Origin of the sequence: Larkinella knui (genome assembly GCF_003858645.1) — a bacterium.
Taxonomy (GTDB): Bacteria; Bacteroidota; Bacteroidia; order Cytophagales; family Spirosomataceae; genus Larkinella; species Larkinella knui.
The window spans coordinates 1-21,348 of record NZ_RQJP01000002.1 but is presented as its reverse complement, the minus strand read 5'-3'; the positions used below and the strand labels follow the sequence as shown (position 1 = coordinate 21,348).

Below are 21,348 nucleotides of genomic sequence, written 5' to 3'. Positions count from 1 at the left end.
TTCATTCCCTTCTTCGATAACCCTTCTGTCCGTCAACTTTTTTGAAACTTATGATAAAGGCAACCCGTACCGGCATTGTTCTGCGCCCGGACCCAACCCGCGTTCTGTTTCGGCCCTTTGAACACAGCAGTGCTACCCGTACCTTGAAAATTATCGCCCGGGTTAATGCCATGACTGAAGAAGAAGCTGAACAAAAACTCGGCGAAGTGATTCGTGAATTCGGCAGTCGGCATTATAAACTGGAGCGGTTTTTTCTGAAACGTTTCAATCATATCAAATCCCAATTGCTGACCGATGAACCGTTGACGCTGGAACGGAAATTGCTGCTGGGCGCGTATTTTACCATGGAATACTCGCTGGAATCGGCCGCGCTATTCAATCCGTCGATGGTCTGGCACCCCGACCAGACCAATGTTCCACCGGGTTTCAAACGGTTTATTCTGAGTATGCGGGCCACGGGCGAAGGCCATATTTCGTCGATTACGTTTCGGATGGGCTACATCGATCAGGATAGCAAGATTATTTTGAGAAAACCGTCGCGCTACGTCACATCCCCGGAAATCGTTCCCAACCACCGGTTTAACCGGGCGCAGTTTGAGCGGAAACTCTACGAACTCCGGTTGTCGAATCCGATTTCGGAAATGATGATGAGCGGTTTGGGCGAGGAGTTCGTGGTGGAAGAAATGGAAGACCGCCTGAAGCGCGTGCTGACGCAATACCGCCATCATGCTGAGTATGAAGCCATTGCGAGTAGCCTTCGGACGCTTTCCCGTTCCAATTATGAACTGGATTTCGATGATGACCAGAGCCTCGACGAGCGCTGTATTTTTCCGACGTCTCCCAACGAAACCAACGGAATTGAAGACGCCCGTTTTGTGCGGTTTGTCGATGATGATGGCGAAGTAACCTATTACGCCACGTATACCGCTTACAATGGTCAGGTAACGTTTCCGCAACTGCTTCAGACCAAGGATTTTACGCACTTCAGCGTCAGCACCCTGAATGGGGCCGAAGTCCAGAATAAAGGAATGGCCTTGTTTCCCCGAAAAATCAATGGTCGCTATGTCATGCTGTCGCGACAGGACGGAGAGAATATTTACCTGATGTATTCGGATGATCTGTATTTCTGGCAAACGAAGGAAATCCTGCTGAAACCGACCTACCACTGGGAATTCGTTCAGCTTGGCAACTGCGGTTCGCCCATCGAAACCGAAGCGGGCTGGCTCGTGTTGAGCCACGGCGTTGGCCCCATGCGTAAATACGCCATTGGTGCTTTTTTGCTCGACCTGAACGACCCCGGAAAAGTGATTGGCCGACTGACCGAACCGTTGCTGAGCCCCGACGAAAACGAGCGCGAAGGCTACGTGCCCAATGTGGTCTACAGCTGTGGTGGGCTCATCAACGGCAATGAACTTATTATTCCCTACGCCATGTCCGACTATGCCAGTAGCTTTGCCACCGTAAACATTCACGAATTACTGAATGAATTGACCGGTAGCCAGAAACAGGTTGAAGTCAATGTGGAAGAACAAAGTCTTTAAATCGTAGAATCCATGAAAACCGCTCCCCGACGACAGGAGCGGTTTTTTTATGCTCTTTTTTTAACCTTCAAGTTCTGGCCGGTAAGACATTGTCTGATAACAGAATAAAACAAACCGCCTTTGTGAAAGCCGAACTCCAAATTCTATCAACGACACGAAAGTAGGTATGCTATTCTGGTGGGTACTTTGGCGGAAAACCTTTCGGCTGTCAAGTGCACCCTAAGCCGAGAGACCATTGCTAAAGATCAACTCCGGATTACAACGCGAACGGCTTTCAAATGAACGGCCCACCTTTCGGTCAGACTTCATTTAATGATTGGCTAACGGGCAATTTCCGGACTCAAAAATGCGGGTGTGGCGCAGTGCTATAAAAAAAATGTAAGAAATATACTTTCATTTATGTTGCTTATGTCATGTGATATAACATCAAAATTCGGTTATAAAATATCAATATCAACTTAGTTGGAAAATGGTATAAAAATTCGTTAATTCTGTAAGTATCTGTAACATAAAAGCTTATATTTTAAATAAGCCTCTGGTGGGCTTTTCAATATTAAAATAAGATTAAAGAGCTCGTGCGATAATTAATACAAAGGTTTCGATAAGTTCAAATTAAAAATCCATTATTAATATTTTTTATTAATTGTGACCAATCAGCAGCAATTGAGACCTTACTATTTATTAGTTTTACAAAAATAATCATGTTTCTTTCCACTAAACTACCAACTCCTAATTAATCGCCGTATTAACGGTACTCAAATTCTATGGTAAAACTCTTACTACCGCAAGCCCGGCTTGGCAGGATGATGAGATTATCCATTCCTCAACTCCTACTGGCTTTTGTCTGCACAAATGTCGCTCTCGCAGCGAAAGATCCCAACGCGGGATCAGTCTCTAAAAACGCGCTGGCAACTCGTCTGGTTGACCGGACTCTTTCCGGAAAAGTGACGGATGAGACCAATTCTCCCTTACCGGGGGTCAGTATTGTCTTGAAAGGAACCCAGCGTGGTACTGTATCGGATGCCAATGGACAATACAAACTTGAAGTTCCCGAGCGGGGTGCCGTTCTGGTCTTTTCGTTTGTGGGCTATCTGTCTCAGGAAGTAAGTGTAGGAGCTCAAAGCTCTCTGGACGTAAGCCTGAAAGCCGACAATAAAGTTCTCGAAGAAATCGTGGTGATTGGGTACGGTACGGCCAAGAAAAGCGATTTGACCGGTGCCGTTGGAACGGTAAAAGAAGCCGAATTGAAAGAACGTCCGGCCGCTTCGCTGACGCAGGCGCTGTCGGGCCGTATGCCGGGTGTGCAGGTCAATACCAACTCGGGTCGCCCCGGGGGCCGGACCACCATCCGCGTACGCGGGTTTAGCTCCATCAACTCCTCCAACAACCCATTGTATGTGGTGGATGGGGTGATGTTGCCCCAGGGGAATCAAAACCAGTTCAGTTCGGCCATCGACTACATTAACCCCAACGATATCGTTTCGGTGGAAGTGTTGAAAGATGCCTCGTCCACCGCTATTTACGGAGCGCGGGGTGCCAACGGTGTGGTGCTGGTAACGACTAAAAAAGGCAAAGCGGGCGAAGGCCAGGTGACCTATAACGTCGATTTCAGCGTCAACACCATCGGACCCAACCGGCCTCATGTTTTGAATTCACAACAATACATAGCTACGGAAGACCTGGCGTGGGCCAATATGGCCAAATACGATCCCGTCGGCTGGAATGCCGGTAAATGGGCGTATCTGAACCCCAAACTGCGCCGGACGGACCCCCGGGTCTGGAACTCGGACGGCAGCCCGAAATACGATACGGATTGGCTGAAAGAGTCGAGCCAGAACAAACTCTCGCAAAACCACCAGTTGGGCTTTAGTGGCGGTAATGACCGCACGCAGTATTCGATTTCGCTGGGCTACCGGGATGATCAGGGATTGATCAAGACTTCTTATCTGAAACGTTATTCGGGCCGTTTCACCATCGATGATCAGGTCAAAACCTGGTTGAAAATTGGCGGAACGCTGAGCTACAACAACCAGTCTGAAAACATCGTGGATCAGGGTGATGCAGTGGCTCGCCAGATTGTGGAGGATTTTCCGTTCCTGCCCGTTAAATACGAAGACGGAACCTACGCCAACAACCGGGATTTCCCCTACGCAGAAGGTACGATGAGTTCGGTTCACCGTCTGATGGATACCAAATACATCCTGAACACGCAAACCACTATTGGTAGCCTGTATTCCAATATTACCTTTGCCAAAGGGCTGGAAATGCGCACGATTGTCGGGGCTAACGTCCAGACTCAGGAAAATAACATCTCGGTAACCCGGACGCTCAACATTGGCGGTAACGGGAATGCATCGGCCAGCAACCGGAAAGAATCTTTCTGGTCGTTGGAAAACTACCTGACCTACAACAAGCAGTTCAACCAGAAGCACGCTATCAACGCCCTGTTGGGGATTTCGTGGCAGGAAACGAATATTTTCAACATTGGAGCCAGCGTAAGCGGTTTTGCCACCGACTACTTCGGGTTCAATAACCTGGGGGCGGGTGCTACCAACCCCAGCGTGAGTTCGGGCGCTTCCCGCTCGGCCTTCAACTCCTACTTCGGCCGCATCAACTACAGCCTGATGGAGAAGTATTTGCTGACCTTCACGGGCCGGGCCGATGGGTCGTCTAAATTCGGTGAAAACCACAAGTTTGCCTTCTTCCCCTCGGCGGCTCTGGCCTGGCGGGCGTCCGAAGAGGAATTCCTCAAGGGCAATTCCATCATCTCGAACCTGAAAGTGCGCACCAGCTTTGGTCTGACGGGGAACTCGGAAATTCCGGCCTACTCGTCGCTGTCGCTGCTGAGCTCGAACTACTCGACCGTCTACGGCGAGACGAAAGTGTCGGGCACGGGCATCAGCCGCCTGGCGAACCCGGATTTGCGGTGGGAAAAAACCGCTCAGACGGACGTGGGGATTGAACTGGGGCTGTTGAAAGGCCGCATCAATCTGGAAGCGGATTACTACTACCGCAAGACGACGGACATGCTGCTGGATGCGCCGGTACCACGCACGAGCGGCTACGGCACGATTCGCCGGAACGTGGGCTCGATGCAAAACCGGGGCTTCGAGTTTGGCCTGAACACGGTCAACATCGACGCGGGCGGTTTCCAGTGGAACACAACGTTCAACATTTCCTTTAACCGCAACAAGGTGTTGTCGCTGGCTACCCCGTCGGACATCTTCAACGTGGGTGGACCCAACTTCACCAACCCGACGAACATCATTCGTATTGGCGAACCGGTGGGCTCGTTCTGGGGTCTGACCCGGGTGGGTGTCTGGAGCGAAGCCGAACGTGAAGAAGCGGCTAAATTCACCAGCTACCGGAACGGTTTGACGATTCTGCCGGGTGATATCAAATACCTGGATGTGAACGGCGACAAAGCCATCACGGATGCCGACCGGAGCATTATTGGCAACGGGAGTCCCAAAGCCTGGGGTGCTTTCACCAACACATTCCGCTACAAGAGCTTCGATTTGACGTTCGAAACGCAGTTCTCGTATGGTAATGACGTAATGATGATGAACCTGCACGCCAGCGAAGACCGTCAGGCTCTGGCCAACAGCTACACCTCGGTATTGAATGCCTGGACGCCGACCAATCAAGGTAGCCAAATTGCTGAAATCCGGGATACCCGGGCGGGTTACGTTACCAACGTAGATAGCCACTGGATCAAGGATGGCTCATTCCTGCGCGGTAAAAACCTGCTGTTAGGCTATACCTTCCCGTCGAATGTAACCAGCAAACTGAAGCTAAACCGCTTGCGCGCCTACGCTACCGTGCAGAACTTCTTCCTGCTGGTTCACGATCCGATCATTGGTGATCCGGAAGTGACGCCAACCAACCAGGGTGATGGAAACAGCGCCTTCTCGCAGGGGATGATGTGGCACAACTACCCCAAACCGACGACGTTCATGTTTGGCCTACAGATCGGTTTGTAATTAATTCCAAGTCATTAAAAAAAGCGATTTCACGATGAAACATATAGTGATTAAAGTGAGCAAGATCGCCCTGCTGGGGGCGGTGCTGCTGGGTCCGGTGGGGTGCAAGGATTTCCTCGATGAGCAGGCCCCCTCCAACCTGACGCCCGACAACTTCTACACCATTCCCGACCATGCCGAAGCCGCCCTGGCGGCCGTCTATGCCGACATGCGCTTTATGGGCGACGGAGCCGGCATCTTCTCCTCCAACTGGCAGTTGCTCGAAGCCCTCACCGGCACCTCTACCACCGAAACCGCCCAGAACTCGGATCTCAACAACCTCTACGGGCTGGTGCACGATGGCAACACGGTGCACGTGGTCAACTACTGGAACGGCCTCTACAAGGTCATCGCCCAGGCCAACCAGGTGCTCGACAAGGTGCCCGCCATCACCCCCATGGATGCCGCCCAGAAGACCAAGATCCTGGGCGAAGCCCGCTTCCTGCGGGCCAACGCCTACTTTACGGCGGTGCGCCTGTGGGGTGACATTCCCCTCATCACCAAACCCCAGACGGCTGCTTCGGAGGACTTCCAGCCGGCCCGTACCCCCCAGGAAGCCATCTACAAGCAGATCGTCGATGACCTGACGGCGGCTGAATCGGCGGGCCTGGCCTGGACCGATTTGACGGGTCGGGTCAACCAGGCTGCCGTCAAAACGCTGCTCTCGAAGGTGTATCTGACCATGGCGGGCTTTCCCCTGAGCAAAGGGGCGACGCATTACAAGCTGGCGGCCGACAAAGCCCTGGAAGTGATCACCTACGCCAATGCCAATCCGACGGTGATCGGTTTGTTCGCGTCGCTGGAAGATGTGCACAAGGAAAGCACGGAAAACCGCCTGGAACACCTCTTCGAGTTGCAGTACAACACGCTGGTGGCGGGCAATCCGATGGACAACATGTATCCCAACTTCAAACCGGTGACCTACAACGGTCCCTCGGGCACGGGCAGCACGGTTCCGGTTCCTTCGTTCTACGCGTCGTATGAGCCGGGCGACCTGCGGGCGAAGGATCAGGGGTATTTTTACTCGACCTACTACACCAACGGCAACGGGGCGCCCTTCGCCCTGGGGGCCAATTATGTCTTCAAGCACTTCAACCGGACTTCCAACGGGACGGCGGGGGTGGCCGGCACACGGCAGAACAACCTGAACGTGCCCCAGATCCGGTATGCCGAAACGCTGCTGATCTATGCCGAAGCGCAGAACGAGTTGGGCACACCCACGCAGGCGGCTTACGATGCGCTGAAGAAAGTGCGGGACCGGGCGGGTTTGACCACACCGGCGTTGGGGACTTACACCCAGGCGAGTTTCCGGGAAGCGGTATGGCGGGAGCGGTGGCACGAGTTGTGCTACGAGCAGATCACGTGGTTCGACATGGTGCGGTTGCGGAAGGTCTACAATGACAAGACCAACGGTTTCGACAACTTTGTGGGTCACATCAACCCCAGCTCGAACCAGCCCTTGCAGGAGAAGCACCTGTTGCTGCCATTGGGCAAGCAGGAGATGTTGAACAACCCCAATCTGAAAACTCAGAATCCGGGCTATCCGCAATAAAATAGTTTGCTAATAAAATCGCCCCGATTGACGCTGTCAGTCGGGGCGATTTTGTTTTTAGAAAAACCGGCCCGGTTACAAAAAAGGAACAGGCGAGTTGATGCGGGAGAACGTATCGCGGCAAAACAACAAACGGACTTCCGTCTGCGTTGATGATAATGGGAGTAAAACAGGATCGCTCTCTAAATGCACACTAATTATGAAAGCAATTTCATTTCTTCTCTTGATTCTAGGCTTTTGGGCAGGCCATACACAGGCGCAGTTTTTGACGCCCAATTCCAACTTTGCCAAACTTCCGACACTGCAACCCGGTGAAGCCGTGGCCACGTTTGCCGGTGGTTGTTTTTGGGCGCAGGAAGAAGCCTTCGACCAGTTGAAGGGTGTTCGGGAGGTGATTTCGGGCTATTCGGGAGGTAACCTGAAAAATCCAACCTACGAGCAGGTGGGTACCGATGAAACCGGCCACGCCGAGTCAATACAGGTTTACTATGACCCTAAAGTAATCAATTACAGCGAGCTTCTCGACGCTTTCTTTGCCAGTCATGATCCTACTACGCTCAATCGCCAGGGGCCGGATGTGGGCCGCGATTACCGTTCGATTGCTTTTTACCGCAACCCAACGGAGAAAAAAGCCATTGAAGAAGCGATTCAGCGGGTGAACGATTCCCGGCACTATCCTAACAAAGTGGTTACGGAAGTGGCTCAGTTCTCGGTATTTTATCCCGCCGAAACCTACCATCAGAATTATTGCAAACTACACCCCAATCAGCCGTACATCAGGAATGTTTCTTTGCCTAAAGTGGAGAAGCTACGAAAAGCCATGCAGGGGAAATTGAAAAAAGAAGGCAGTTACAATTCCTGATCGTGGTCGACAATGACTAGAACTCCGGCGGCCAGCGTCTTTTTCGCGGCCCGTATATTCTTCGCAACAACTCCGCGCGAACCGGACCATCCGCGCGGACCGAATAGCTGCCTTATTCGGGGCGCTTCACTTTAATTTGAAGCAATCCCCAATTTCCCCGGCCGGGTAAGGTCTGCAAAGCTCCGGCCTGTGAATCGGGCGTAAACAGCAGTTTTGCCGAACCGGTGGCCTCCGTGGGGCGCAAACCGAAGTAGGGGTGAAGGCTGGCGTAACGACCAACCGCTTCCATATGGAGAGCAGGCCCATCTTTTACTTTCGCGCTTAGGGTGTAGCGCCCTACCGGAACATTCATGATGGTAAAACCGTAATTCGAAAGACTTGCTTTCTTCCGAATTACAAACCTTTTGTTTTCGCCGTACAAACCGGGACCGTCGGGGGTCAGCGTCACCTCGATTTCGGCATTTTCCGGAATATAAGTGGGCGGGTTGAAAGAGCTTAAGGGGTCACTTACGTTGTAGGTGATGTATAAACAGCCTCCTGCGTAGTTCGTTTGGTCCCAGGGTTTCTGGCTAAGAAGGTCTTTGTTGAAGACGCCATACGATAAAAGCACGAAATTTTTCACCAAACCATCCGTGGAAGGAAAGCTTCCCAGCTTGCCATCGGAAGCGGCCAGACTCATTACGGCTCTTCCTTCCCCATAATCAATGGTATAGCCGGCGGCATAAAACTCCGTGGCACCCCACGGAATGGCAATTTCGTAGTAGCCCTTGGCATCTGTTTCGTCGGATGCCCCGGAATAGGCTCCACCCACGGCCGTTGACCGGATGCCAATAGAGGCCCCTTCCAAAGGAGTTCCGCTTAAATCGGCCACATACCCACGCACTACCCCCGGTTTTTTCGTCAATTCCGGGAAGTTTGGCATTCGGGGCGTAGTTGTTCCCATTACACTTACATGATCGTCGGCGGCATTGAGGGTAAAAGTAACTTCGCCATTGACGATCGGTAAGGCGGGCTGATCACCCCAGTTCGTATCTTCCCCTCCATCCAGTAAGGCAGGATCTTTGGAACACCCGGTCAGAACCAATAGGGCGACCGCAAGCAATCTGACATTCATAACTGAAAAACGATTTGTGTTGAACAGCCAAAAGTAGATTCGGGGAAACGTCCAACGACAGGCTGTTATGTTAATGCAATGATTGGTTATTTGAAATGCAGAATTGGAGATGTAAATGAACTGCCTGAGCTTTCATGGGTAAGTCAACTGAAAGCGGGCCGTACCGAGGCTGATTTTGTTGGAAACGATCCGTAAGAAGAACGGGACTTTGCCGGCTGATGCTGGTAACCCAACCCCTCGGAAGCGGGAAAACCGCCGATAAGTGCCAGCGGAATTTGAGCGATTCGTACGCCCGGACGGTGTTCTGTAAAATCCGGACTACCTTTGGCTTTAGCTTAACGCGAACCAGCCGATTTTGGGACGCGTAGCGGAAAAAATAAGACCTTCACGTCCCGTCCGGCGTGCTTTTAAACACAGGGAAGGAGCTTGTGGCCCTTTTTGCTACAAACCTCCCGGACCAATGACCCGCCATTCGATCACCTGATTTTTAAAATTTCACGGTCTGATGTCCGTAGATACATTAGAAAAATATGAAACAGGAAATTGCCCAGATTGCGCTGGTTGTTGATGATTACGACGAAGCCATTCACTTTTACACGCAGAAATTAAACTTCACACTCGTTGAAGATACGGTATTGTCCGAAACAAAACGGTGGGTTGTTATTGCTCCGCCGGGTTCGGTTGGCTGCCGGTTACTACTGGCCAAAGCCGCCAATGAATTGCAAAAAAGCCGGGTCGGTAATCAAACCGGCGGACGGGTTTTCTTATTTCTGCATACGGATGATTTCTGGCGGGATTATAAGCGATACGTCGAAAATCAGGTTGTTTTTGTGCGGGACCCGGCCGAAGAGGTCTATGGAACAGTGGCGGTTTTTGAAGATTTATACGGAAACCTGTGGGATTTGATCGGGCGGAAGTAAGATAAACAAGCGGCTAATTTCATAACCTTTTCCATACTGAGTTGTTATATCCGAGTGGTCTTTACAACCAACCACTCAACGGTATGGAAAAGGATAAAGCTATCAACGAGGAGGACATTGCTGCGATCGACAACCGAAATCGGCCGGAACAGGAAAACTCGGCTAACGGGATGGATAGTCGGGAAATACGCGGTGGTGAGGACGGCCGGAATGATCGGTTTATAGGCGGAAATGATATGGATAGTGCCAACGGATTATTGCGCTTCAACGACCAGGACGACAGCAATCCCGCTGATGATGTTACCGAAGCGGGAATGGAAAGCGCCGGCTCCGAAAGCAGTACATCGACGGTGGATGTGACCACCCACGGCCCCGACGATTATGCGTCAGCCGGGGACGTTCCGACGCCGGAGGCCCAGAAGGAAGCCAAAGAGCAGGACGAAGAGAGTCAGGAGGGCGTAACGGGCCGCAGCAGCGAAGACCAGGCGCAGGAAAAGACCGAGGAGGATGTGGCCCACACCGGCACATCGACGGATTATAAACCAGTTTATTAACCTTCGTTGCGACTGACTAATTCGCAACATTAACTCAACAACGTTATGAGCCTTTCAAGCAAATCCAGAAAAGAAAGTACGGAATCATATGCCGCCCAACGGATGGGCAACACGCAGGGTGTGGCACCCGCTCAAAGCCAGTTGGCAAAAACGGACCAGCCGGGCGATCTGCTGCCTTCCGAGTCGTTGGATACCAATGATGTCGAAGTAGGGGATATTCTGCCGGTTGAGGAGCAGCAAACCAAGAACCGGACCGAAACAAACCCTTCCGATACCAGTCTGGTGGAGGTTTCGGATCAGGCTTTGGCTCGTGATGAAGACGGTGGGCTAACCGATTCCAAATGGAACGAAGACCGCGTTGCGGGTGCCGACTGGAACCGGGACACGGAAGAACCAAGGGGTCATTCATAAAACCGTAAGTTGCATTTTTTTAAGCCCACTTCAGGTGGGCTTTTTTGTTGGCCGGCGATTATTCCCGTTGGTTGGTGTGGACACATTGCAAATCCGTCCTAACTTTACGGCATGCAAACCCCCTTTTATCAGCGACCGGTTTTCTGGCAACTGCTCAGCGTTGCGCTGCTGATCCCCGCTCTTTTTTCCTACCTGGGTTACCTGCCGTTAGACACCGGAACGGATGAGCCTCGCCGGGCATTGGTGGCGCTGGAGATGATTTTATCGGGTGATTACCTCACTCCGACGCTAAATGGCGAATTGTACTTCAATAAACCGCCTTTGTATAACTGGCTGATTGCCGCTTCTTTCCACCTGTTCGGAAATTATTCTTCCTTCGCTCTGCGCTTTCCGATGGCGGTTTCACTGGTGCTCTACGGTCTGACTATTTACCTTCTCGTCAAAAAACAGCTCGGCCCGCGAATTGCCTTTGCAGCCGCGTTGATGCTCGTGACCAATACCCGGATTTTATTGTACGATTCCATGTTAGGGCTAATCGACATTACGTTCTCCTGGCTGACGTACACGGCTTTTATTCTGGTGTATCAGTTTGACAAAAAGCGCAATTACTGGGCTTTGTTTCTGACGACGTATCTGTTGACAGCCTTGGGCTTCATGATGAAAGGATTGCCCTCCCTGGTTTTTCAGGGATTGACCTTACTCGCCTATTTTCTGTATACACGTCAATTCAGGAAGTTGTTCAGTCCGGCGCATTTTGCCGGTATCGGACTTTTTCTGTTGATCATTGGCAGTTATTACCTGGCTTATTTTGACCGTAACAACATCACCCCGGAAAAAATAGCGGCGGTTTTATTTGACGAAAGCGCCAAGCGGACGGTGGTCAAATTCGGCATCAAGGAGACGGTTCTCCACATGCTGACGTTTCCGTTCGAGATGCTGTATCATTACGCCCCCTGGATGTTGCTGGTCATTCTGTTGGTTCGCAAGGGTGTTTTTAGACGAGCCAGCCGCTCGACCGAGGCAGGGACGTTGGCGGAAAAACCGCTCATTACCGGACAGCCGTTCATTTTGTTCAATGCCCTGATTTTCCTGGTAAACTTTGTCATTTACTGGTCTTCTCCGCAGGTCTATGCCCGGTATCTGTTCATGCTTCTACCGCTGCTTTTTACGGTATTTGCCTACGTGTATTACGAACGGACCTCGCCCACCGACTGGCGACGCCGGGGGTGGGAAGGGTTCATGGGTTTGGTGCTGGTTGTGGTAACGATTGGTGCCTGGGTACCGTTTTTCCACCCGGAAACCAAAGTAATCCCGGGTTTGTGGTGGAAATGCAGCGTTCTGTTTATCGTTCTGGGATTTATTGTTTACCACTACATCCGCCAGCCGGAACACCGGCTGGTCATTTTGATTGCGTTTCTGGCGATGTTCCGGATCGGGTTCAACTGGATGGTCATTCCGCCCCGCCTGGCCCACCGACTGGCGTATAAAGACTCGTCGGAGCGAATTGCCCGGCAGTCACTCGGAAAGCATTTATACGGGTATAAACAGACAATCGGAAGCGACGGCCAGACGGATGTCAACAGCTTCCACATTGAAGCGGTTCGGGGCGAAATCCTGCGAAAAACCGACCGGAAACTTCCCAATACGCTGTACATCGCCGATTCGGTCAGTTTAGGACAGGAGTCGTATCAAACTCTTTCCGAATTTGACTTGTTTGACAGGCATCCGGCCAAGCTGGTCCGGTTTTGACTGTTTGCTGCCCCTTGAAAGGGCGTATTTCTTAAAAAAAATAAATTCTGTATGCAACCGTACCTTTCCATCGTAATCTGTGTCTACAACGAAGAGGGCAATATTTTTCCGATGATCGACCAGGTTGAGCGGGCGTTGATTGGGTATGATTTTGAAATGGTATACGTCAACGACGGTTCTTCCGACCGGACACTGGCTGAGCTGAGGGCTGTGCATAATGACCGTCTGGTCGTGGTTGATTTGCAAACGAATTATGGGCAAAGCCTGGCATTGGCCGCCGGAATCGATGTGGCGAAAGGGGAGTTTATCATTACCATGGACGGGGATTTGCAAAACGACCCCGCGGATATACCGATGATGGTTAAAATTGCCGAGGAAGGTGATTATGATCTGGTTGCCGGTATTCGGGCCAATCGCCAGGATGGGGCGCTGCTGCGGAAACTGCCCAGCCGGATTGCCAATTGGATCATTCGCCAAACCTCGGGCGTACATTTAAAAGATTACGGCTGCGCCCTGAAAGTATTTCGGGCTGATCTGGCAAAAAACCTGGGTCTGTATGGTGAACTCCACCGGTTTATTCCCGTGCTGGCGCGACTGGAAGGGGCGCGGATGACCCAAACGGATGTGCAACACCATCCGCGCCGAATTGGTCAGTCAAAATATGGATTAGGTCGCACGTTGAAGGTCGTCAGCGATTTGATTTTGATGCTGTTTATGAAAAAATACCTCCGAAAACCGATGCATCTTTTCGGCAACTGGGGCTTGATGGCACTCATGGCGGGGCTTTTGATCAACGGTTATCTGCTCATTATGAAGCTGCTTGGTAACCACATCTGGGGCCGGCCGTTGCTCATTCTGGGAACTATACTGGTTTTGGCGGGTATTCAACTGATTACGTTCGGAATTATGACGGAGTTGCAAATGCGGACCTATTACGAATCACAGGATAAAAAGCCGTATAAAATCCGGCGGATTTACAAATCGGAGTTGGTTTGAGAATGCCAAATTACCTGAAAACGGCCCTGAAAATTGCGTTATCGGCTTTGTCGCTTTGGCTGGTCTTTCGCAAGATTGAACCCGAACGAGTCTGGGTTATTCTGTCACGGGCCCATATTGGCTGGTTAGTGGTGGCAACGGGTTTGTTTATTTTGTCGAAAGTGGCCTCAGCGGAACGCTTGCAGGTTTTGTTTGCGCAGGCCGGTCTTCGGTTGCGCCGGTTGCCCAATTTAAAGCTCTATTGGCTGGGCATGTATTACAATCTTTTTTTACCGGGTGGTATTGGCGGAGATGGCTATAAAGTCTATTTATTAAACCGTCTGACCGGAACATCAGTTAAGGTATTAATAAGCGCAACGCTGGTCGATCGGCTGATCGGTCTTTTACCCCTGCTCTATTCCCTGGCGGTATTTGTCGTGCTGGTTCCGGAAGTGTCCTTGTGGCTGGAGTTTCAGGTTGGCTGGTTGTGGTTGATTACCATACCGCTGCTTCATTTTGCTGCCAAAAGCCTGCTGAAGCGGTTTTTGCCGCCATTTTACCCAGCCTATGAACGCTCCGTCGATTTGTCCGGCCTGGTTCAGGGGTTGCAGATGCTGCAAATTTTAGCCCTGATTCAGGCGGTTGACGCGCAGGGAAAACCCGAAACCTACGTACTGCTGTTTCTGGTTTCGTCAATTGTTGCCACAATTCCGTTCACCATTGGGGGGGCCGGGGCGCGGGAATTGACTTTTTTGCTGGGAGCGCAGGCATTGAATGTACCGGCCGACGCGGCTGTTTCCGTGAGCTTGTTGTTTTACATAATCACGGCGGTCGTATCGTTAGCCGGTCTGGTAGTTAGTTTTCAATCATCAACGTTAACCAAAGATCTGAGCTCATGAACATTTTACTGACCGGCGGGGCGGGTTTTATAGGCTCAAACCTAGCCAGGCAACTATTGAAGGAAGGCCATCAGATCATTTGTCTCGACAATCTGGATACCTATTATAATCCGGATCATAAATGGAGAAATGTTCAGCAAACATTGAATAATCGGGATTATCACTTTCACGAAGGGGATATTCGGGACTCGGAACTGGTCGATACGCTATTTCGCACCTATGCGTTCGATGCGGTGGTTCATCTGGCCGCGCGGGCGGGTGTTCGGCCTTCCGTGCAAGACCCTGCACTCTATTACGATGTCAATGTCAATGGAACGCTGACGTTGTTGCAGGCCATGCAGCGATCAGGCGTTTCAAAGATGGTATTTGCTTCATCCTCATCCGTTTACGGCGATTCGCCCCAGGTTCCGTTTGTGGAAACCGATACGGCTGATCGACCGCTATCGCCCTATGCCGCATCCAAACGGGCGGCTGAGTTGCTGTGCCATACCTTCCATCACTTGTATGGTTTTGATATTTTTTGCCTGCGGTTTTTTACGGTATACGGGCCAAATCAACGCCCCGAAATGGCCATCAGTCAGTTTACCGACAGCATCCTGAATGGGCAGGCCATTACTGTTTTTGGCGACGGTTCCACATCCCGGGATTATACCTATGTCGACGATATTGTCAGTGGCATTATCCGGTCGCTGGAGAATCTGAGGGGCTATGAAGTGCTGAATATTGGCGGCTCCGATCCCATTTCGCTGGCAGATTTGATTCAGGTTATTGAAAGGGCCCTGGGAGAAACTGCCATAATCAACCGATTACCGATGCAACCCGGTGATGTGCAGCAAACGTATGCTGATATTACAAAAGCCGCCCAACTACTTGGTTATCAGCCTACAGTTCGAGTTGAAGACGGTATTCAGCAGTTTGTCGACTGGTATCGGGCGCGTCAGGATGCCCGTTTTGTTATGCAGTAAACCAAAAGCCCCGGCTCCCGGAAAATTCGTTTCCGGGAGCCGGGGCCATTCAAAAAAAACGTTATACTATTTTATGCATCCAGCCAAAAGAATCCTCGCTGCGGCCGGTCCGCAAATCATTGAGGAAATTGAAGATGCGGTTGGCCAGTGAACTTTCTTTTGGTACTTCGTTCAGCATATAATCCTTGCCTTCGTAGCCAATCAAGGAGTAGGGAGAAACCACCACGGCGGTTCCGGCCCCGAAGGCTTCGGTCAAACTGCCGTCTTCAATACCGGCAATCACTTCCTGAATCGATACTTTCCGTTCTTCAACGTCAATTCCCCAGCTTCGGACTACCTGAATGATGCTGTCGCGTGTAACACCTTTCAGAATCGAATCCGACGTTGCGGGTGTTACCAGTTTACCATTGATAACGAACATAATGTTCATCGTTCCCGACTCTTCAATGTATTTATGTTCCGTGGCATCGGTCCACATCAATTGGTCATAGCCCGCCTGTTGAGCCAGCAGGGTCGGATACATCGATCCGGCGTAGTTGCCCGCACATTTGGCATAACCAACGCCACCGGGAGCCGACCGGATGTAGTCCGTCTCAACTTTTAATTTAGGCGGTTTGGTATAATACGCACCGACCGGACAGGTAAAAATGCAAAACCGGTAGGTTTTTGACGGCGCAACGCCCAGGAAGGTATCCGTACCAAACATATAAGGCCGGATGTACAGCGAACTGTCGGGCGTGTTCGGAACCCAGTCGGCATCCACCCGCAACAGTGCTTCCAGGCCACCCATGAAAATTTCTTCCGGAATCGTCGCCATACACATCCGTTTGGCCGATTCGTTCATCCGTTTCCAGTTTTCCAGCGGCCGGAACATCAGCACTTCACCTTCTTCATTTTTATAGGCTTTCATGCCTTCAAAAATTGACTGACCGTAGTGCAGAGAAGATAGCGCCGGACTGAGGGTAAAATCGCTGAATGGCACCACTTGTAGGTTTTGCCAGTGTCCGTCTGCAAAATCAGCCACAAACATATGGTCTGAAAAATGCTTGCCAAATGGCAGGTTGTTAAAGTCGACCTCCTCAATCCGGGAGCGTCCTGCTTTCCTTAGCTCGATGCTTACTAAGTCGGTAGTCATAATGATAGATGGCAAATCTGACCAACTAAAAAAGTCGTCAGAGGGTTGATAGTCAGCAAATGTATAGAAAACTTCAGGAAGTGTCCAGTAAAAAATAGTTGTTATGCTAATTATTTTTTTAATGGTAGAAAAAGCCGGATCAGAGGTAGCGAATCGACGGCTGAACCGCCAGCCTGCCAGGTTTACCGGATGATTTTTCTATCGATTCACACTGCTTGAGTATAAAGAAACTGCGCTTATGGTGACATCCTTGCGAGTTAAACGCGCGGTTTCCAGGCCACTTCTTCTGCTCCCAGCTCCTGCGTCATTTTCCGGCTTAAGACAAACAAGTAATCCGAAAGCCGGTTGAGATACTGAATCACCAGCGGATCGACGGGTTGTTCTTCATTGAGGGCAATTACCAGTCGCTCGGCGCGTCGGCAAACCGTACGGGCCAGGTGGCAAAACGAAACCGATTGGTGACCGCCCGGCAACACAAACGCCCGCAGTTCCGGCAGTTCGGCATCCATGTCGTCCATCGCCTGTTCCAGCAATGTGACATCCGAGTCCAGAACGACCGGTAGCGGCTTTTTTACGGTTTTTTCCGGATCGGTGGCCAACTCGGACCCAATCGTGAAGAGCCGATCCTGAACCTCTTTCAGCAACTCTTTCCGGTTTTCATTTACCGGCTGATCGCGTACCAGACCAAGGCATGCATTCAGTTCATCCACGGTTCCGTAGGCATCGATCCGGTGATGGGCCTTGCTCACCCGACGCCCGCCAATCAGCGATGTCTGGCCCTTATCACCGGTTTTAGTGTAAATTTTCATTTGAGAAGGAAAAGCTGTTTTGCAAAGATCAACAAAGGAAATCAGAGTTCATTCAGGAATTCTTTGGCTTAGTTTAAACCGGCATTGGGAACACACCGGATCAGCCCGTACCTTTGCGGCCCAAAGCCTGTAGTCAGGCAAACCATTCAAATTCATGAAAATTAGCACGTTTGCCATTCGTCTATGGCGGTTGGCCTCTTTGATAGGCTTTGCCGTCCTGCTTATTTATACGTACGTTTCACTAGAAACCAAAGTGGCCGTGAGTTTTACCCCCGATAGTCGTCCGGATGTTTTCATCAGTCGGGATTATCTGTTTTACGGCTGCGTTGCCATTTTTTTGATCAATAATACCCTCATCAACACGCTAACGAAGCTTTTTCCAAAAGTATCCGGTACGGCTTTGCCCATTCCGAACCAACAGCTCTGGCTCGAACACCGCGACCAGCTGAATGAGATTTTCCGGAACTGGTTCTACAGCCTAATGGCCGCCGTCAACACCGTTATGGCCCTTTCCCTGTATGTGCTTGGACGATTGAATACCCAGTTGGGAGCAACTCAGTTGAGCGGACACCAGTGGTTGTTGCCGGTCTGTACGGCCATCATTTTAATCGTAATCATTTCGTTACCCATTCGTTTGGCGATGAAACCCGCTGCTGAGGAGTGATGATGAAGGAATTGCAACTCAACGATTTCCAGTATGACCTTCCCGACGAACGCATCGCGCGGTTTCCGTTAGCCCAACGCGATCAGTCTAAGTTACTGGAATACCGCCAGGGCATCATTGCTCACCGGTCGTTCCGTGAATTACCGGAGCGGTTGCCGGCGACTAGTTTGTTGATTTTTAACAACACCAAAGTGATTCCGGCGCGGCTGCATTTTCAACGGTCCACCGGTGCAGTCATCGAGTTATTTCTGCTCAATCCGGTGCCCGCCGACCGGCTGGTTTCGGAAGCCATGCAGGACAAAAACCGGAGTGTCTGGCAGTGTATGATTGGCAATCGGAAACGCTGGAAACCGGACGAAATTCTGACGAAGGAAATCCGGTTTGGGGAACATACACTAGTAGTACGGGCGCAATGGCACGATATGGAGCAGTCGCAAGTCCGTTTTGAATGGACACCGGGTGATGAAACGTTTGCCGCTATTTTGCACGAAACCGGTAAAATACCGTTGCCGCCGTACCTGAATCGCGATGCCACGGAGGCCGATAAAGAAACGTACCAGACGGTTTACTCCCGAATCGAAGGTGCCGTGGCGGCTCCAACGGCGGGCCTGCATTTTACGCCGGACGTGCTGAGCCGACTCGCCCAGCACGGAATTCAAACCGATTACCTGACGCTCCATGTTGGCGCGGGAACATTCCAGCCGATTAAATCGGCGGACGTTCGCCAACATGCGATGCACACTGAGCAGGTAGTGTATGCCCGGCAGAACCTGGAAAAGCTACTGACTCACCCTGGTCCGGTCATTGCCGTCGGAACCACCTCGATGCGCTCGCTGGAAAGTCTGTACTGGTTTGGCGTTCGCTTGCTAAACAATGAGCGGGATCCCTTTACACTTGATCAGCACTACGCCTACTTGTTTCCTGAAGACCAGTTGCCGGAGAAACGGGAAGCTTTGGCAGCGGTTTTGACGTATCTCACCCAAACCGATCAGACCCACGTCATCGGCCATACCGGTATCTATTGTGTGCCGGGTTACCGGTTTCGCGTGGTCAACGGTTTGGTTACCAATTTCCACCAACCCGGTTCGACACTGATTCTGTTGGTAGCCGCTTTTATTGGCGAAAACTGGCGCACTATCTATAAGGAAGCGTTGCAAAACGATTACCGGTTTTTAAGTTATGGCGACTCCTCGCTGCTTTTACCCTGATATCGTATCTTTGCCCCGAATTATAGCTATTGATGCGTGAAAATGGAATCCGGCGCTCTGAGTGCCCATTCACCCATTCACTCATTCACTCATTCACCATTGAATTGCTAATGATCGATTTTATTGAAGAACTCCGCTGGCGGGGGATGTTACAGGACATGATGCCCGGCACCGACGAACAACTCCGTAAAGAATCAACCGCCGGTTACATCGGATTTGACCCAACGGCAGCGTCTCTGCACATCGGCAACCTGGCCACCATCATGTTGCTGGTGCATTTTCAGCGGGCCGGCCATAAACCGTTCGCTCTGGTGGGCGGTGCTACTGGTATGATCGGCGATCCGTCGGGTCGTTCCACCGAGCGCGATTTCCTGTCCGAAGAAACATTACGACACAACCAGGAAGGGATCCGGGCGCAACTAGCCCGGTTTCTGACGTTTGACGACAGTGCCAACTCGGCCGAGATGGTCAACAATTACGACTGGTTCAAGGGAATATCGTTTCTCGGTTTTTTGCGGGAAGCTGGTACGCATCTGACGGTCAACTACATGGTTGCCAAGGATTCGGTGAAAAAACGCCTGGAAACCGGTCTTTCCTTTACGGAGTTTTCATACCAGTTGTTGCAGGGCTATGATTTTTACTGGCTCTACAAAAACAAAGGCGTTCGGCTTCAGATGGGCGGTTCCGATCAGTGGGGCAACATTACCACCGGCACCGAGCTAATCAGACGGAAAGAAGGTCGCGAAGAATACCAGGCATTTGCGCTGACCACGCCCCTGATCACGAAGGCCGACGGCACGAAATTCGGAAAATCCGCCGGTGGCAATGTCTGGCTCGATCCTGCCATGACATCGCCGTATCAGTTCTATCAATTCTGGCTGAACGCAACCGATGCTGACTGTCCGCGATTGATTCGGGTCTTTACCTTATTATCCCGCGCCGAAATCGAAGAACTGGAACGCCAGCACAACGAAGCTCCGCACTTACGAATTTTGCAGAAAGCGATTGCTCAAGACGTAACCATCCGGGTTCATTCCCAGGCCGGCTACGACCTTGCCGTGAAAGCCTCGGACGTACTATATGGTAAAGCCACGATCGATACCCTGCGAACCATTCAGGCAGACGAGTTCGACATCATCTTCGAAGGGGTTCCCCAAACGGAGGTAACGCAGGCCGATTTGGCAGGCAGTAAAGACATTATCGATCTTCTGTCGGTCGCAACACAAGGAGAAATTTATGCCTCGAAAGGAGAAGCCCGTCGGGCACTGGCCCAAAATGCCGTTAGCATCAATAAACAAAAAGTAAATGACGCAACGATTCTGACGGAACTGGAGTGGTTGCAGGAGCGGTATTTGATCGTTTCAAAGGGGAAGAAGAACCATTTGATTAAGCGAGCGTAACTTATTTAAAAATTTTTAAATAGGTAACTTCTTGATAACGAAGTAACTACTTCAACCCTCAAAGGGGTTACCTATTTAATTTAGAAACAGGTCTTGACAATGGGGGAAAAAATGCGGTACTTTGCAGTCCCAAATCGGGGGAAGGCCGTAACGAAACGGATGCTAACAAGTTGGTTAGTAGCCACTTAAGAAGCCCAGGCAAAGAAACCAGTCTAAAAATATTTTTTCTTTTTTCTTTGCATTCTTAAAAACAACCGTTACCTTTGCAGTCCCAAATCGGGGAAAGAGTTAAGTAGAAATAACATACCGATTGAAACACCCCTTTTTCGGGATCTTCAGTCACCAGTTTCCCAACGGGGAAATGTGTTCTTTGACGTAGTGGACAGAAGTACCAAAACAACCAATTCGACGACATAACAGCACAACTGTTAAGTTTAAGTTATTTACAATGGAGAGTTTGATCCTGGCTCAGGATGAACGCTAGCGGCAGGCCTAATACATGCAAGTCGAACGGATACCTTCGGGTATTAGTGGCGTACGGGTGCGTAACGCGTAAACAATCTACCTT

At 50.9% G+C, this 21,348-nt stretch carries 17 protein-coding genes and 1 rRNA gene; 15 read left to right on the top strand and 3 right to left on the bottom strand.

The window, feature by feature from the left end:
- Nucleotides 1-50 precede the first annotated feature (50 nt).
- The 4 genes from EHT87_RS09020 to msrA all read left to right on the top strand — a co-directional run bounded on the left by EHT87_RS09020 (nucleotide 51) and on the right by msrA (nucleotide 7,977).
- Nucleotides 51-1,541 carry a glycoside hydrolase family 130 protein gene (locus EHT87_RS09020; protein ID WP_185716175.1) on the top strand — a complete coding sequence of 497 codons (1,491 nt, stop codon included), beginning with the start codon at nucleotides 51-53 and terminating at the stop codon, nucleotides 1,539-1,541.
- Between the two features lie 803 nt (nucleotides 1,542-2,344).
- Nucleotides 2,345-5,524 (top strand): SusC/RagA family TonB-linked outer membrane protein, encoded by a 3,180-nt coding sequence (locus tag EHT87_RS09015; protein ID WP_374756023.1) that lies wholly within the window; start codon nucleotides 2,345-2,347, stop codon nucleotides 5,522-5,524.
- A 34-nt stretch (nucleotides 5,525-5,558) separates the two neighbouring features.
- The gene (locus tag EHT87_RS09010; RefSeq protein ID WP_124906135.1) at nucleotides 5,559-7,115 is read left to right on the top strand and encodes a RagB/SusD family nutrient uptake outer membrane protein; all 1,557 of its coding nucleotides are present in this window, start codon (nucleotides 5,559-5,561) and stop codon (nucleotides 7,113-7,115) included.
- A 199-nt stretch (nucleotides 7,116-7,314) separates the two neighbouring features.
- Nucleotides 7,315-7,977, top strand: a complete 663-nt coding sequence (msrA, locus tag EHT87_RS09005) for a peptide-methionine (S)-S-oxide reductase MsrA (RefSeq protein ID WP_124906133.1) — start codon at nucleotides 7,315-7,317, stop codon at nucleotides 7,975-7,977.
- A gap of 112 nt (nucleotides 7,978-8,089) precedes the next feature.
- On the opposite strand, the gene EHT87_RS09000 is transcribed toward msrA, so the two are convergent.
- Complete coding sequence (locus EHT87_RS09000; protein ID WP_124906131.1) at nucleotides 8,090-9,091, bottom strand: carboxypeptidase-like regulatory domain-containing protein; 1,002 nt, start codon at nucleotides 9,089-9,091, stop codon at nucleotides 8,090-8,092.
- Between the two features lie 530 nt (nucleotides 9,092-9,621).
- Here EHT87_RS09000 and EHT87_RS08995 point away from each other — a divergent pair.
- From EHT87_RS08995 to EHT87_RS08965, 7 genes are all read left to right on the top strand, one after another.
- Nucleotides 9,622-10,011, top strand: coding sequence for a VOC family protein (locus tag EHT87_RS08995; protein WP_124906129.1), 390 nt, complete (start codon nucleotides 9,622-9,624; stop codon nucleotides 10,009-10,011).
- A gap of 83 nt (nucleotides 10,012-10,094) precedes the next feature.
- Nucleotides 10,095-10,565 carry a hypothetical protein gene (locus EHT87_RS08990; protein ID WP_124906127.1) on the top strand — a complete coding sequence of 157 codons (471 nt, stop codon included), beginning with the start codon at nucleotides 10,095-10,097 and terminating at the stop codon, nucleotides 10,563-10,565.
- A gap of 45 nt (nucleotides 10,566-10,610) precedes the next feature.
- Nucleotides 10,611-10,976 (top strand): hypothetical protein, encoded by a 366-nt coding sequence (locus EHT87_RS08985; RefSeq protein WP_124906125.1) that lies wholly within the window; start codon nucleotides 10,611-10,613, stop codon nucleotides 10,974-10,976.
- Nucleotides 10,977-11,087: 111 nt separating this feature from the next.
- Nucleotides 11,088-12,725, top strand: coding sequence for an ArnT family glycosyltransferase (locus EHT87_RS08980; RefSeq protein WP_124906123.1), 1,638 nt, complete (start codon nucleotides 11,088-11,090; stop codon nucleotides 12,723-12,725).
- 51 nt (nucleotides 12,726-12,776) lie between these two features.
- Nucleotides 12,777-13,721, top strand: coding sequence for a glycosyltransferase family 2 protein (locus EHT87_RS08975; protein WP_124906121.1), 945 nt, complete (start codon nucleotides 12,777-12,779; stop codon nucleotides 13,719-13,721).
- A gap of 2 nt (nucleotides 13,722-13,723) precedes the next feature.
- The gene (locus EHT87_RS08970; protein ID WP_124906119.1) at nucleotides 13,724-14,599 is read left to right on the top strand and encodes a lysylphosphatidylglycerol synthase transmembrane domain-containing protein; all 876 of its coding nucleotides are present in this window, start codon (nucleotides 13,724-13,726) and stop codon (nucleotides 14,597-14,599) included.
- A complete protein-coding gene (locus EHT87_RS08965; protein WP_124906117.1) occupies nucleotides 14,596-15,564 on the top strand; it encodes an SDR family NAD(P)-dependent oxidoreductase in 969 nt (322 codons plus the stop codon). Before EHT87_RS08970 ends, EHT87_RS08965 begins: the two co-directional genes overlap by 4 nt.
- Nucleotides 15,565-15,625: 61 nt before the next feature.
- On the opposite strand, the gene EHT87_RS08960 is transcribed toward EHT87_RS08965, so the two are convergent.
- Together EHT87_RS08960 and EHT87_RS08955 are read right to left on the bottom strand one after the other, a co-directional pair.
- Entirely contained in the window at nucleotides 15,626-16,699 is a 1,074-nt protein-coding gene (locus tag EHT87_RS08960) for a branched-chain amino acid aminotransferase (protein ID WP_124906115.1), read from the bottom strand.
- Between the two features lie 257 nt (nucleotides 16,700-16,956).
- Nucleotides 16,957-17,508, bottom strand: a complete 552-nt coding sequence (locus EHT87_RS08955) for a cob(I)yrinic acid a,c-diamide adenosyltransferase (RefSeq protein WP_124906113.1) — start codon at nucleotides 17,506-17,508, stop codon at nucleotides 16,957-16,959.
- Nucleotides 17,509-17,662: 154 nt separating this feature from the next.
- Here EHT87_RS08955 and EHT87_RS08950 point away from each other — a divergent pair, with 154 nt between their 5' ends.
- The 4 genes from EHT87_RS08950 to EHT87_RS08935 form a co-directional block, all read left to right on the top strand.
- Nucleotides 17,663-18,172: a hypothetical protein gene (locus tag EHT87_RS08950; protein WP_229320954.1), complete on the top strand. Its 510-nt coding sequence runs from the start codon at nucleotides 17,663-17,665 to the stop codon at nucleotides 18,170-18,172.
- Entirely contained in the window at nucleotides 18,172-19,380 is a 1,209-nt protein-coding gene (locus EHT87_RS08945) for an S-adenosylmethionine:tRNA ribosyltransferase-isomerase (protein WP_124906111.1), read from the top strand. The genes EHT87_RS08950 and EHT87_RS08945 overlap by 1 nt, the downstream gene beginning before the upstream one ends.
- Nucleotides 19,381-19,493: 113 nt before the next feature.
- A complete protein-coding gene (gene tyrS, locus EHT87_RS08940) occupies nucleotides 19,494-20,780 on the top strand; it encodes a tyrosine--tRNA ligase (RefSeq protein ID WP_124907204.1) in 1,287 nt (428 codons plus the stop codon).
- A 445-nt stretch (nucleotides 20,781-21,225) separates the two neighbouring features.
- Nucleotides 21,226-21,348 (top strand): 16S ribosomal RNA (locus EHT87_RS08935); the annotation flags it as partial.